We start from the raw sequence: 11,823 nt of genomic DNA, 5'->3' as shown, positions 1-11,823 counted from the left end.
ATGGCACGGGCTTCGCCCGTGTTCGCGGGACAAGCCCGCTCCCACAGGTGACGCGCTAGATTTTAGAAATTGAGCAAGACAGTTGCTCCCACAGGGATAGCGCCAAGCCTGTGGCCAGCGCGGTTCCTGCGGGAGCGGGTTTACCCGCGAAAGGGCCGGAACCGGCAACAAAAAAGCCACGAGGTCTCCCCCGTGGCTTCTGTCACAACAATGGCCGCTTACAGCGCCATGTCATTCTCAGGCTTGCTTTCGACCGGCTGGCTCGGTGCAACCGTGGTGCCGACGCTTTCGTCGATCACCGGTGGCTTCTCGAGCTGCAGCACTTCAGCGGTGTAGTTCCACTCTTTCTGGGTGGCCGCCGCCGAGTCGTTCAGCTTGGTGCCGTAGCTCGGCACGATCTGCTTGATCTTGGCCTGCCACTCAGGGGTAGCGACCTTCTCCTTGAACACGGTTTCCAGCACGTTCAGCATGATCGGTGCCGCAGTCGAAGCACCTGGCGATGCACCCAGCAGGCCGGCGATGGTGCGGTCTTCGGAAGCGACCACTTCGGTGCCCAGCTTCAGCACGCCGCCCTTCTCGGCATCACGCTTGATGATCTGCACGCGCTGACCGGCCTGCCACAGGCGCCAGTCTTCCTTCTTGGCGTTCGGGAAGTAGGTGCGCAGGGCTTCGAAGCGGTCGTCGTCAGACAGCATCAGCTGGCCAGCGAGGTATTCCACCAGCGGGTACTGATCGATGCCGACCTTGGTCATCGGCCACACGTTGTGGGTGGTGGTGCTGCTCAGCAGGTCCAGGTACGAGCCGTTCTTCAGGAACTTGGTCGAGAAGGTGGCGAATGGGCCGAACAGGATCACGCGCTTGCCATCCAGCACGCGGGTGTCCAGGTGCGGAACCGACATGGGTGGCGCACCGGTCGAGGCGATGCCGTAGGCCTTTGCCATGTGCTGCATGGCCACGGTCGGGTTCTCGGTCACCAGGAACGAGCCGCCCACCGGGAAGCCTGCGTATTCCTTGGCTTCAGGAATGCCCGACTTCTGCAGCAGCTTCAGCGCGCCGCCACCGGCACCGATGAACAGGAACTTGGCATCGGTGGCCGATTCGCTACCGTCCTTCAGGTTCTTGTACTCGACATGCCACGAGCCGTCCTTGTTGCGGGTGATGTCCTGCACTTCGCTGGACAGCTTCAGGTCGAAGTTTTCCTGGGTTTTCAGGTGGCCGACGAACTGGCGGGTGATCTCGCCGAAGTTGACGTCGGTGCCGATTGGCGTCCAGGTCACGGCCAGCTTCTGGTTAGGGTCGCGGCCTTCCATCATCAGCGGGACCCACTTGGCGATCTGCGCGTGGTCCTCGGAGTACTGCATCGGTCGGAACAGCGGGCTGGCCTGCAGCGCGTCGTAACGCTTCTTCAGGAACTTGATGTTGTCATCGCCCCACACGAAGCTCATGTGCGGCGTGGTGTTGATGAACGAGTGCGGGTTCTTCAGCACGCCCTGGCGGACCTGCCACGACCAGAACTGGCGGGAGATCTGGAAGGCCTCGTTGATTTCGATGGCCTTGGTGATATTGACGTTGCCGTCCTTGTCTTCCGGGGTGTAGTTCAGCTCGGCCAGCGCGGAGTGGCCGGTACCGGCGTTATTCCAGCCGTTGGAGCTTTCTTCGGCCACGCCATCCAGGCGCTCGACCATTTCCATCGACCAGCTTGGCTCCAGCTCGTGCAGCCACACGGCCAGGGTCGAGCTCATGATGCCGCCGCCGACCAGCAGCACATCTACTTTCTTGGTTTCTGCGGCGTGCGCTTGCATGACGCTTGCAGCGACAGCCAGACCCAGCAAGGTCTTGCCAGCTTTCTTGAACATTGATCGATTCCAGTCAGGAGAACAGGGGGTGGGCCTGTGGCTGGCCCAAGTAAAGCATGTTCTGCAGCGCAGGCTTGTTGTTGATCATTGTTCAGCAGCCAGAGAACCAGAAAACGACTCGGCCTTTTGTCGAATTGACCGACAGGGCTGAATCGTTTTTCCGATTGTAGCTTAAATGCCAGCACAAACAAATTGCCACCCGGAGCGTCAAGGCGACGGGTTGCCTCAGTGGCAGATTGTCACGCGGAAAAACAAAAACCCCCAATCACGTAAAATGACCGGGGGCCTTGGATCACGCCGCAAGCGTCGCGATCAGGGTACCGCCAAGATTACTGCTGCTGAGGCAGTTTATCGATCGGGCCGCAGCCACCGATGATCTTGGAGATGGAAACCGAAGGGTGGAACAGGTAGTCGTAGGTGCAGTTTTTCGGCTGGTTGTAAACCTGGCCAGTGCAACCCGACAGCAGGGCAACACCCGAAACGACAGCAACGGCTACGGTAGCCTTGAACAGCTTTTTCATACTAAGTCCTTTAAATGAATCATCTTCGGCCATCATTCTGATGGCGGCGGGATGATACAGAACCCAGGCATTGGATCCAAGCCGCAAAGTGCAGTTGCTGGTTGCACGTGTGCAACAACAGGTTGCCCTTGTAGGAAATTTCTCGCACTTCTGAAAAATCAGAGCTTGTTTCCAATTCCTGGTAGACGGTTGAAAAGCGGGCCGGTGGCGACGATAGTCTTGAGCTCTGCCTACGCACCACCAACAGGAGTTCCCCATGCTCGGCGTCACCGACTACGGCGCGTTCGTCATCGCCTTCATCATCGTCCTGGCCATCCCCGGCCCGGGCAACTTCGCCCTGATCACCGCCACCGGCAAGGGCGGGATCAAGGCCGGCATGGCCGCGACCTGCGGGGTGATCCTGGGTGACCAGGTGCTGCTGTGGCTGGCGGTGGCCGGCGTTGCCACCCTGCTGGCGGCCTACCCTGCCGCCTTCCACGTGGTGCAGTGGGCCGGTGCTGCGTACCTGGCCTACCTGGGCCTGCGCATGCTGCTGAGCAAACCCGGTGGCGCGCCGCGGGCCAGCCGCATGGACAACGGCCAGTACCTGCGCCAGACCATGATGATCACCCTGCTCAACCCCAAGGCGATCATGTTCTACATGGCGTTCTTCCCGCTGTTCGTCGACCCGGTGAAGCACCAGGGGCTGGTGACCTTCGGCTTCCTCGCGGCGACAGTGGCGGTGGTGACCTTCCTGTACGGGTTGATTGCCGTGGTGCTGACGCACCAGTTGGCCGAGCGCATGCGCGCCAATCCGCGGATTGCCAATATGTTCGAGCGGTTGGCGGGGGCTTGCCTGGTGGGGTTCGGCATCAAACTGGCGGCAATGCGCTGAAGGCCCTGGGGGCGCATTGCGCCCCCAGTCCTACAGCTGAAACTCAGAATTATCCCCTTCCCTGTAGGCCATTTCCCAAACATACTGCCAACCCGCTCAAACTGTTGCGACGGATTGGGTCGCGCTCTAGTCTCGGCTTGTCGTTGCAAAATCAACGACCGGCTTTGACAGGCCGACTACTCAAGTTTCCGTTGCAGCGTTATGGCAGCTGTGCATGGGGCACATTCGTGTGCGCCGGGTCTTGGGTAACCGGTCTGTCAACCCATGTATAGCTGCCCCCATTCGTTTGACAGCGTTGCCAGGCGGCTCCACTTACCCAAGGAGCTTTACATGCGCAAGATGGTCCCCGATCCACCCCACTCCCTCGATTCCACCCAGGCTCTGCAAGACACCCTGGTCCAGTCCTCAGAGTACGTACTCTGCGCCCTGTTCGTGGCCCGCCAATCCGTGCAACTCAAACCCACAGCCCCGAGTTCGATCGTGATGCAGGCCGTGATCCATGAAATGGAGGCGGTACAGGGCCTGGTCGAGTCGGCATTGATGCAATTGCAGATGCAGGCCCATTTACCGGCTGAGCCACGAACTTTGCACTAGCAGGCCTGGCCTCTTCGCGGGCACGCCCGCTCCCACAAGGGTAATCATTGCCCTCAAGTACTGCGCCGTACCTGTGGGAGCGGGCGCGCCCGCGAAGAGGCCGGCCCAGACACCCAAGATTCCAGGGAGAAAAACAATGCCCACCGACGACACAAAGCAACCCACCACAGTCGGCAAGACCTGCTTCTACCAAGGCGAAAACAACACCCACCCGCTGTTCCGCATCGAACCCGGCATCCCCTGCCAGGACGCCCGCGAACAGGCATCCGAACTGATGGGCTACGTCCGCGACCTGATCATCACCGGTTTGATGGATGGCGACCAGAAGCTGATCTGGGCCTCGCATTACCTAAGTGCCATGGCTAAGGCGCTGCTGGATGATGCTGAATTGGGGATGATGAAAAAATAAGAAATAAAGAAGCCCTTGGAAACGCAAAACACCCAGGGGCTTCATTCATCGCATCTCGTCGCGATCACACCCAAATACGCTCCGGCCCCATGCGGTAATACGACCTCTTCCATCGCGATGTAGTCCATTTCCCAAACAAACAGCAAACCCGCTGTATTCGTTGCCAGTGCACAGCCCACACCTTAGCCTCGTCTCTTCATCGCCATTCAGACCAACGCAGGAAGGCGATCGTCGGGCTAGGCGCAACCAACCATTGCGTAATGGCCTCCACCTCGTTTCCGCAGGACCACTCGGTCACTCATTCATCGACAAGGAGTAGCCACTAGGCTACATTTAATGCATGCCGAATCAGATCGACACAACGTCTGAATTTGAAGATTGGCTGGATGGCGTAAAAGACCCAATCGGCAGAGGTGCTGTCACCTCAAGGATTGCCAGAGCCGAAAATGGCAGCTTCGGTGATACCGAATCGGTTGGCGATGGTGTCAGTGAGATGCGCGTGTTTGTCGGCCCCGGATATCGAATCTACTTCGTACGAACGGGCCCAACCCGCTACCTGATGCTCTATGGCAGCGATAAAACGGATCAACACAGAGCCATCAAACGAGCCAAGGAAATCCTTGATGCAATACGAGGTAAAAAACGATGAGCTACAAGTCCACCCCTGAAGACATGCCAATCCTTGATCTGGACTTGAGCAATACCAAACGATTCGAGGCATCCCGGTTTCTCGACAGCCCAGAAACCATCGCAGCATTTCTGGCAGAGGCTATGAAGGCTAACGATGCTCAAATCCTGATGCATGCCCTGGGTGAAGTGGCAAAAGCCAAGGGCGTGAACCAGTTTGCGCAAGACGCTGGCGTCAATCGCGAGTCTCTCTACAAAACTTTGAAGGGCGGCGATAAAACCCGATTTTCTACAATTCAGAAGCTGATGCTTGCCTTGGGCGTAGAACTCACCGTCAGGCCGCTCAAGAAGCTCCCCGCGTCTTCATAGGCTCGCCCGCGCAATTGGGATGTTCGCTACAAACAACTTCGCGCCACACAACGAAAAAGCCCCTGGAAACTTTCGCTCCCAGGGGCTTCATCTTGTATGGCGGAGAGATAGGGATTTGAACCCTAGGTACTGTTGCCAGTACAACGGATTTCGAATCCGTCCCGTTCGACCACTCCGGCATCTCTCCAATGCCGCGCATCATACCAGCGTTCTTTTAAAACGCAAACCTTTTTTAAAAAAAAATCGCGTGGTATCAGGCGCTTGCGTGAACGTACCGCTTACAGCGGCACGCCCAGGCGCTTGGCAACTTCTTCGTAGGCTTCGATCACGTCGCCCAGGCCCTGGCGGAAGCGGTCCTTGTCCATTTTCTTGCGGGTCTCTTTGTCCCACAGGCGGCAGCCGTCCGGGCTGAACTCGTCGCCCAACACGATCTGGCCGTGGAATACGCCGAACTCCAGCTTGAAGTCGACCAGCAGCAGGCCGGCGTCATCGAACAGCTTGCTCAGCACTTCGTTGACCTTCAGCGACAGCTTTTTCATTTCGGCCAACTGCTCGGCGGTGCCCCAGCCGAACGCGACAACGTGGGATTCGTTGATGAAGGGGTCGCCCTTCTCGTCGTTCTTCAGGAACAGCTCGAAGGTGGACGGCTCCAGCTTGATGCCCTCCTCCACGCCCAGGCGCTTGACCAGGCTGCCGGCGGCGTAGTTGCGCACCACGCACTCGACCGGGATCATGTCCAGCTTCTTCACCAGGCACTCGTTGTCGCCCAGCAGCTTGTCGAACTGGGTCGGCACGCCGGCTTCTTCCAGTTTCTGCATGATGAAGGCGTTGAACTTGTTGTTCACCATGCCTTTGCGGTCGAGCTGTTCGATACGCTTGCCGTCGAACGCCGAAGTGTCGTTACGGAACAGCAGGATCAAGCGGTCGGCGTCGTCGGTCTTGTAAACCGATTTGGCCTTGCCGCGGTAGAGTTCGTCGCGTTTTTCCATGATTGGGCTCCGCTTGCTTGAGGTGTTGGGCTAGGCGATTTCGCGCCAGTCGAGCCCGTGTTCCTGATTCGCCACCTGGAGCCAGTCCGGGTCGCACCCAAGGGTGTCGACGAAGCACTGGCGAGCCAAGTGTGGCAGGTTGTTCTTGCTGCTGAGGTGGGCCAGCACCAGGTGTTGCAGGTTGCTCCAGCCCAACTCGTGCACCAGGCGCGCGGCCTGGTGATTGTTCAAATGCCCTTGCATGCCACCCACCCGCTGCTTCAGGAAGGCCGGGTAGTGACCGCGTGCCAGCAGGTCGCGGCAGTGGTTGGCCTCGATCAGCAGTGCATCCAGGCCCTGATAACGCTCCAGCAGCAGCGCGTCGTACGAGCCCAGGTCGGTCAGCATGCCGAAGCGCCGCTGGCCGTCGCTGACCACGTACTGCAGCGGCTCGTACGCGTCGTGCTCGACCCGCGCCGCTGTCACTTCCAGGCTGCCGATACGCAGGCTTTCGCCACAAGCGAGAAAACCGGCCACCTCCACCGGCTTGCGCATGCCGCGCAAGGTCCCCTGGCTGAGGTAGACCGGTACATTGTAGCGCCGTGACAGCAAGCCGACTCCATGCACGTGGTCGGCATGTTCGTGGGTGACCAGAACCGCACTGAGCTGGGCAGCCGACACGCCGAGCAGCGCCAGGCGCCGCTCGGTCTCGCGCAGGGAGAACCCGCAATCGACCAGGATGAACGTGTCACCACTGGCGATCAGCGTGCCGTTTCCCTGGCTGCCGCTTCCGAGTACCGCGAAGCGCACTTAGCCCAGGTGGTCCTGAATGGCGCTCAGCACGCGGCGGGCGACATCGGCCGGGGCCACGGTGTTGATGTTCTTCTCGACCGTGACCTGCACGCTCTCACCCACCTTGCTCAGGCGAACCTGGTAGCGCTCGGCACGGGCTTCACGCTCTTCCTTGGTCGGCTCGCTGCCGAACATGCGGCCGAAGAAACCAGGCTGGTTCTGCTTGTCTTCAGGCTTTTCAGACAGGTTGATGTAGTACAGGCCCAGGCTGCGGTTGATGTCCTCGACACGCCACTCGCCACCCTGCTCCAGGGCACGGCCCACGCTGGACCAGGCGCGGTCCAGATCGGCGCCCAGGTACAGCACCGGGTTGCCGCTGCCGTCTTCGCTCAGGCTGACGCGGCTTGGCGCGTCGAAATCGCGCGCGGCCAGCAGCGATACCGAACCGCCCTTCTCGGCGCTGCGGTTCATGCTGGCAAGCATTTCGTCGACCAGCAGGGCATCGGCACCGGTGTTGCTGGAGGTGGACGGGAAATCAGGCTCGGCAGTGCTGCCGGCCGGGCGCTCGACGCTGACCACATACACCTCGGAGGTGTTGCGCTGCACGCCAGGCTCCATGCGTACACGCACGCGCACTTCGCTGTCAGCGCTGCTGGCAGTGCTGGCCAGGCGCTGGCCGAGCGAAGCCGACAGTTCGTCGAAACGCTGCCAGGTGGTATTGAATTCACCGGTCTGCGGGCGCTCTTCGGCGATGCGGAAGCCGTTGTCCTCGAAGAACTGGCGAGCCACCGGCCATACTTCGGCTGGCGAATGCTGGGCCAGCACCCAACGGCTGCTGCCGCTGCGCTGCAGGCTGTAGTCGGTAACCTGAGCGGCGCCACCGGTCATCGGTTGCGGGCGCGGCACCTCGAACTCGCCGGTGGCGCTGTCGTCGGCGACGTTGCGCGGGATCGGCAGCAGCGGGTCAAGGCGCTTGACGTTGCTGGCGTCCGGCGGCAGCTGCATCGGCGCAGTCGGGCGCGCCTGCAGGTAATCGCTGCCGCGGTCGCGGAAATAGCCATCCTCGCCCCACAGCCAGCCACACCCACTGGTGCTGGAGATGATCAGGGCAAGGGCGGAAAGACCAGCCAGTCGCTTCATGCGGTGTACTTCCTCTTAAACCAGTACGCCGGACTGGCGCAAGGCAGTACGGACTTTTTCGTGGCAGCCTTCGCTCAGCCAGGTCAGCGGCAGGCGAATGCCTTTGTGCATCAGGCCCATTTCGACGAGCGCCCATTTCACCGGGATCGGGTTGGACTCGCAGAACAGGTCTTTGTGCAGCGGCATGAGTTTTTCGTTGATTGCGCGGGCCTTCTCGGCATTGCCCTCAAGGGCGGCCTCGCACAGGTCGGCCATTTCGCGCGGGGCGACGTTGGCGGTGACGGAAATGTTGCCCTTGCCGCCCATCAGGATCAGCTCGACGGCGGTCGGGTCGTCGCCGGACATGACGATGAAGTCGCTGTCGACGCCATCGAGGATGGCCTTGGCGCGTACCAGGTCGCCGGTGGCTTCCTTGATACCGATGATGTTCTTGACCTTCGACAGGCGGATCACGGTATCGGCCTGCATGTCGCAGGAGGTGCGGCCGGGTACGTTGTAGAGGATCTGCGGGATGTCGACGGCTTCGGCGATGTGCTTGAAGTGCTGGTACAGGCCTTCTTGCGTCGGCTTGTTGTAGTACGGCACTACCAGCAGGCAGGCGTCGGCGCCGGCACTCTTGGCGTTCTGGGTCAGGTGCACGGCTTCGGCAGTGGAGTTGGCACCGGTACCGGCGATGACCGGGATGCGGCGGCTGCTGCGCTTGACGCGCTCGACCACGTGCTTGATGACCAGGATGTGTTCTTCGACATCCAGCGTGGCGGACTCACCGGTGGTGCCGACAGCGACGATCGCATGGGTGCCGTTTTCCAGGTGGAAGTCTACAAGTTTGTCGAGGCTTTCCCAGTCGAGACGCCCTTGTGCATCCATGGGAGTGACCAATGCCACCATACTGCCCGCAATCATGTAACTGCTCCTGCCGGAAAAAGAGAGCGGTAATGGTACTGGGGGCATCGGCCTTGCACAAGCGAAGCAGGCGGGCGGAGCATTCCCCTCGGCGCCTTATTTCGCTACCCTTGATGCTTTGATCGGTGCAGCGCGGCCCGCCGGGCCGTCGACCTTGCTCCCCGCCAGCGTCCACGACCTCGCATGCGAGCCCCGGGCCCTGCCGACAGGAGGCTTTCGCCCGTCCTGTGCCGACCGCTCATCGCTTTAGGAATGCTGCATGTCCACCCCCACCGTCCGCGAACAATTCCTTGTCATCAGTGCCCTGGGCCCCAACCCCATGGAGCTGGCCAACGTCCTCAGCCGCGCCGCCTTCGAAAACCGCTGCGCGGTGGTCACCTCGCGCCTGAGCCGCCACGGCGAGACCAGCGCCCTGGTACTGCAGGTAGGTGGCAGCTGGGACGCCCTGGCGCGCCTCGAAGCCATGCTGCCGGGCCTGGGCAAGAAGCACGGCCTGACCCTGGACGTGGTGCGCAGCGCCGACCAGGAAGTGCGCCCGCAGGCCCTGCCCTACGTGGCCTACGTCAGCGCCGCCTACCGGCCGGACATCATCAACGAGCTGTGCCAGTTCTTCCTCGACCACCGCGTCGAGCTGGAAGCCATGACCTGCGATACCTACCTGGCACCGCAGACCGGCAGCAGCATGCTCAATGCCCAGTTCACCGTGATTCTGCCGGCCGGCACCCAGATCAGCTGGCTGCGTGACCAGTTCCTGGACTTTGCCGATGCCCTGAACCTCGATGCGCTGATCGAGCCATGGCGTCCACAGAACCCAATGTAAGGAAACCGACCATGGCCGTAGCACTCGACCAACCCGTTGCCGACTTCCAGGCCCAGGCCACCAGCGGGCAAACCGTCAGCCTGGCCGAGCTCAAGGGCCGGCAAGTGGTGGTGTACTTCTACCCGAAGGACAGCACCCCAGGCTGCACCACCGAAGGCCAGGGTTTCCGTGACCAGCACGATGCCTTTGCCGCAGCCAACACCGTGGTGTTCGGCGTGTCGCGCGATGGCATCAAGTCGCACGAGAACTTCAAGGCCAAGCAAGGCTTCCCGTTCGAGCTGATCAGCGACAAGGACGAAGCCCTGTGCCAGCTGTTCGATGTGATCAAGCTGAAGAAGCTGTATGGCAAGGAATACATGGGCGTTGACCGCAGCACCTTCCTGATCGACAAGGACGGTGTGCTGCGCCAGGAATGGCGCGGGGTGAAGGTGCCCGGGCATGTGGATGCAGTACTGGCTGCTGCCCAGGCCCTGAACAAGGCTTGAGATCGTTGGGGGGCGCTTTGCGCCCCTTTCGCGACACGAGGCCGCTCCTACAGGAGATCGCGTATCCCTGTAGGAGCGGCCTTGTGTCGCGATGGGCTGCAAAGCAGCCCCAAAATTACAGCATTGGCGAAACGCTAGGCTCCTGCCGCGGCCAGGCATCCAGCACAGCCTTGATCAAGGTCGCCAGCGGGATAGCAAAGAAGATCCCCCAGAACCCCCACAACCCGCCAAACAGCAACACCGCGCAAATGATCGCCACCGGGTGCAGGCTCACCGCCTCGGAGAACAGCAGCGGCACCAGCACGTTGCCGTCCAGCGCCTGGATGATCGCGTACACCGTCATCAGGTAGATGAACTGGTCACCCCAGCCCCACTGGAACAGTGCGATCAACGTCACCGGCACGGTCACCACCACCGCGCCCACGTAAGGCACCACCACCGACAGCCCCACCAACAGCGCCAGCAACGCGGCGTAGTTGAGCCCCAGACTGATGAAGGCGATGTAGGTGGCAATGCCGCAGATCAGGATCTCGATGCCCTTGCCGCGGATGTAGTTGGCGATCTGCCGGTTCATCTCGCTGCCCACCCGGTTCAGCAGGCTGCGTTGGCGTGGCAGGTAGCCGCTGACCCAACGGCCGATCAGTTCGCGGTCCTTGAGAAAGAAAAACACCAGGATCGGCACCAGCACCAGGTAGATCATGGCGTTGACCAGCAGCGGCAGGCTCGATAGCGAGAAGGTCAGCGCCCACTGGCCGAACTTGCCGATTTCCCCGCGCACCGACTCGATGGCATGCAGCACCTGCTCGTCCGACACCAGGTGCGGGTAGCGCTCGGGCAACAGCAACAGCAGCGACTGCCACTTGCCGAGCATGCCCGGCAGTTCGTTGAACAGGGTGATCAACTGGTGCCACAGCAGCGGCACCAGCACCAGCATGAACACCGCCAGCGCGCCCATGAACAAGGCAAACACCAGCATCACCGCCAACCGGGTGGGTACCCGCAAGCGCTCCAGGGCATTGACCAGCCCCTGCATCAGAAACGCCAGCACCATGCCCGCCAGCACCGGCGCAAGCATGCCACCCAGGGTGAGTACCGCAGTAAAAGCCAGGAACAACAGGACCGCCAGCACCACCGCTTCCTCATCGGAGAAGTAGCGCTGCATCCAGTCGCGAAGCACTTTGAACATTGACGATCCTTGGAAAGACTCAGGCCTTGCGCAGCCAGTAAGTGTAGGTACCGGCCTCGGCCGTTTCCCGCAGCAGGGTATGACCGGCCAACTGGGCGAAAGTGCGGAAGTCGCGCTGGGAGCCGGCGTCGGTGGCGATTACCTTGAGCACCGCGCCGCTGGCCAGGCGGTTGAGTTCCATCTTGGCCTTCAGCAGCGGCAAAGGGCAATTCAGCCCGCTGGCGTCCAGTTCGGCGTCACAGGTCAGGGTTTCACTCATTGCGGGGCTCTCCAAAGGCA

15 protein-coding genes and 1 tRNA gene are annotated in these 11,823 nt (G+C 61.1%); 7 read left to right on the top strand and 9 right to left on the bottom strand.

Going from position 1 to position 11,823, the window contains the following annotated elements; translation table 11 throughout:
- Window positions 1–218 precede the first annotated feature (218 nt).
- Window positions 219–1,856: a malate dehydrogenase (quinone) gene (gene mqo / locus ABIB24_RS22325; protein WP_075046052.1), complete on the bottom strand. Its 1,638-nt coding sequence runs from the start codon at window positions 1,854–1,856 to the stop codon at window positions 219–221.
- Window positions 1,857–2,185: 329 nt separating this feature from the next.
- Window positions 2,186–2,377, bottom strand: a complete 192-nt coding sequence (locus ABIB24_RS22320) for a YhfL family protein (RefSeq protein ID WP_003254720.1) — start codon at window positions 2,375–2,377, stop codon at window positions 2,186–2,188.
- A 256-nt stretch (window positions 2,378–2,633) separates the two neighbouring features.
- Between ABIB24_RS22320 and ABIB24_RS22315 the strand changes: the two genes are divergently transcribed.
- The 5 genes from ABIB24_RS22315 to ABIB24_RS22295 all read left to right on the top strand — a co-directional run bounded on the left by ABIB24_RS22315 (window position 2,634) and on the right by ABIB24_RS22295 (window position 5,250).
- Complete coding sequence (locus ABIB24_RS22315) at window positions 2,634–3,251, top strand: LysE family transporter (RefSeq protein ID WP_025340245.1); 618 nt, start codon at window positions 2,634–2,636, stop codon at window positions 3,249–3,251.
- A gap of 330 nt (window positions 3,252–3,581) precedes the next feature.
- Window positions 3,582–3,845: a hypothetical protein gene (locus ABIB24_RS22310; RefSeq protein ID WP_025340251.1), complete on the top strand. Its 264-nt coding sequence runs from the start codon at window positions 3,582–3,584 to the stop codon at window positions 3,843–3,845.
- 136 nt (window positions 3,846–3,981) lie between these two features.
- Window positions 3,982–4,254: a DUF3077 domain-containing protein gene (locus ABIB24_RS22305; RefSeq protein WP_025340252.1), complete on the top strand. Its 273-nt coding sequence runs from the start codon at window positions 3,982–3,984 to the stop codon at window positions 4,252–4,254.
- 340 nt (window positions 4,255–4,594) lie between these two features.
- Complete coding sequence (locus ABIB24_RS22300) at window positions 4,595–4,903, top strand: type II toxin-antitoxin system RelE/ParE family toxin (protein ID WP_274079743.1); 309 nt, start codon at window positions 4,595–4,597, stop codon at window positions 4,901–4,903.
- Entirely contained in the window at window positions 4,900–5,250 is a 351-nt protein-coding gene (locus tag ABIB24_RS22295) for an addiction module antidote protein (protein WP_274079744.1), read from the top strand. Before ABIB24_RS22300 ends, ABIB24_RS22295 begins: the two co-directional genes overlap by 4 nt.
- A 97-nt stretch (window positions 5,251–5,347) precedes the next feature.
- Here the strand turns inward: ABIB24_RS22295 and ABIB24_RS22290 are convergent.
- The 5 genes from ABIB24_RS22290 to dapA all read right to left on the bottom strand — a co-directional run bounded on the left by ABIB24_RS22290 (window position 5,348) and on the right by dapA (window position 9,053).
- A tRNA-Ser gene (locus ABIB24_RS22290) sits at window positions 5,348–5,437 on the bottom strand.
- Window positions 5,438–5,528: 91 nt separating this feature from the next.
- Window positions 5,529–6,239 carry a phosphoribosylaminoimidazolesuccinocarboxamide synthase gene (gene purC / locus ABIB24_RS22285; RefSeq protein ID WP_004375217.1) on the bottom strand — a complete coding sequence of 237 codons (711 nt, stop codon included), beginning with the start codon at window positions 6,237–6,239 and terminating at the stop codon, window positions 5,529–5,531.
- Between the two features lie 30 nt (window positions 6,240–6,269).
- A complete protein-coding gene (locus tag ABIB24_RS22280; protein ID WP_012273748.1) occupies window positions 6,270–7,028 on the bottom strand; it encodes an MBL fold metallo-hydrolase in 759 nt (252 codons plus the stop codon).
- Window positions 7,029–8,150, bottom strand: a complete 1,122-nt coding sequence (gene bamC / locus ABIB24_RS22275) for an NlpB/DapX family lipoprotein (RefSeq protein ID WP_004375223.1) — start codon at window positions 8,148–8,150, stop codon at window positions 7,029–7,031. It lies immediately after the preceding gene.
- A 15-nt stretch (window positions 8,151–8,165) separates the two neighbouring features.
- Window positions 8,166–9,053, bottom strand: a complete 888-nt coding sequence (dapA, locus tag ABIB24_RS22270; protein WP_274079057.1) for a 4-hydroxy-tetrahydrodipicolinate synthase — start codon at window positions 9,051–9,053, stop codon at window positions 8,166–8,168.
- A gap of 259 nt (window positions 9,054–9,312) precedes the next feature.
- Here dapA and ABIB24_RS22265 point away from each other — a divergent pair, with 259 nt between their 5' ends.
- Entirely contained in the window at window positions 9,313–9,873 is a 561-nt protein-coding gene (locus ABIB24_RS22265) for a glycine cleavage system transcriptional repressor (RefSeq protein WP_013973793.1), read from the top strand.
- An 11-nt stretch (window positions 9,874–9,884) separates the two neighbouring features.
- Window positions 9,885–10,358 (top strand): peroxiredoxin, encoded by a 474-nt coding sequence (locus ABIB24_RS22260; RefSeq protein WP_013973794.1) that lies wholly within the window; start codon window positions 9,885–9,887, stop codon window positions 10,356–10,358.
- A gap of 115 nt (window positions 10,359–10,473) precedes the next feature.
- Here ABIB24_RS22260 and ABIB24_RS22255 read toward each other — a convergent pair whose 3' ends face one another.
- Complete coding sequence (locus tag ABIB24_RS22255) at window positions 10,474–11,544, bottom strand: AI-2E family transporter (protein WP_015271461.1); 1,071 nt, start codon at window positions 11,542–11,544, stop codon at window positions 10,474–10,476.
- A gap of 19 nt (window positions 11,545–11,563) precedes the next feature.
- Entirely contained in the window at window positions 11,564–11,803 is a 240-nt protein-coding gene (locus ABIB24_RS22250; protein WP_004375233.1) for a sulfurtransferase TusA family protein, read from the bottom strand.
- Between the last annotated feature and the right edge of the window lie 20 nt (window positions 11,804–11,823).

This window comes from Pseudomonas sp. UYEF17 (genome assembly GCF_040546125.1).
Classification (GTDB): Bacteria; Pseudomonadota; Gammaproteobacteria; order Pseudomonadales; family Pseudomonadaceae; genus Aquipseudomonas; species Aquipseudomonas putida_Z.
Note: the sequence above shows the minus strand (reverse complement) of the source record. Positions and strands in the feature narration are given on the sequence as shown.

Bases quoted from the DNA above. Each gene is read 5' to 3' on its own strand.
- mqo (WP_075046052.1), bottom strand. From the start codon at position 1,856: ATGTTCAAGAAAGCTGGCAAGACCTTGCTGGGTCTGGCTGTCGCTGCA.
- ABIB24_RS22320 (WP_003254720.1), bottom strand. From the start codon at position 2,377: ATGAAAAAGCTGTTCAAGGCTACCGTAGCCGTTGCTGTCGTTTCGGGT.
- ABIB24_RS22315 (WP_025340245.1), top strand. From the start codon at position 2,634: ATGCTCGGCGTCACCGACTACGGCGCGTTCGTCATCGCCTTCATCATC.
- ABIB24_RS22310 (WP_025340251.1), top strand. From the start codon at position 3,582: ATGCGCAAGATGGTCCCCGATCCACCCCACTCCCTCGATTCCACCCAG.
- ABIB24_RS22305 (WP_025340252.1), top strand. From the start codon at position 3,982: ATGCCCACCGACGACACAAAGCAACCCACCACAGTCGGCAAGACCTGC.
- ABIB24_RS22300 (WP_274079743.1), top strand. From the start codon at position 4,595: ATGCCGAATCAGATCGACACAACGTCTGAATTTGAAGATTGGCTGGAT.
- ABIB24_RS22295 (WP_274079744.1), top strand. From the start codon at position 4,900: ATGAGCTACAAGTCCACCCCTGAAGACATGCCAATCCTTGATCTGGAC.
- purC (WP_004375217.1), bottom strand. From the start codon at position 6,239: ATGGAAAAACGCGACGAACTCTACCGCGGCAAGGCCAAATCGGTTTAC.
- bamC (WP_004375223.1), bottom strand. From the start codon at position 8,150: ATGAAGCGACTGGCTGGTCTTTCCGCCCTTGCCCTGATCATCTCCAGC.
- dapA (WP_274079057.1), bottom strand. From the start codon at position 9,053: ATGATTGCGGGCAGTATGGTGGCATTGGTCACTCCCATGGATGCACAA.
- ABIB24_RS22265 (WP_013973793.1), top strand. From the start codon at position 9,313: ATGTCCACCCCCACCGTCCGCGAACAATTCCTTGTCATCAGTGCCCTG.
- ABIB24_RS22260 (WP_013973794.1), top strand. From the start codon at position 9,885: ATGGCCGTAGCACTCGACCAACCCGTTGCCGACTTCCAGGCCCAGGCC.
- ABIB24_RS22255 (WP_015271461.1), bottom strand. From the start codon at position 11,544: ATGTTCAAAGTGCTTCGCGACTGGATGCAGCGCTACTTCTCCGATGAG.
- ABIB24_RS22250 (WP_004375233.1), bottom strand. From the start codon at position 11,803: ATGAGTGAAACCCTGACCTGTGACGCCGAACTGGACGCCAGCGGGCTG.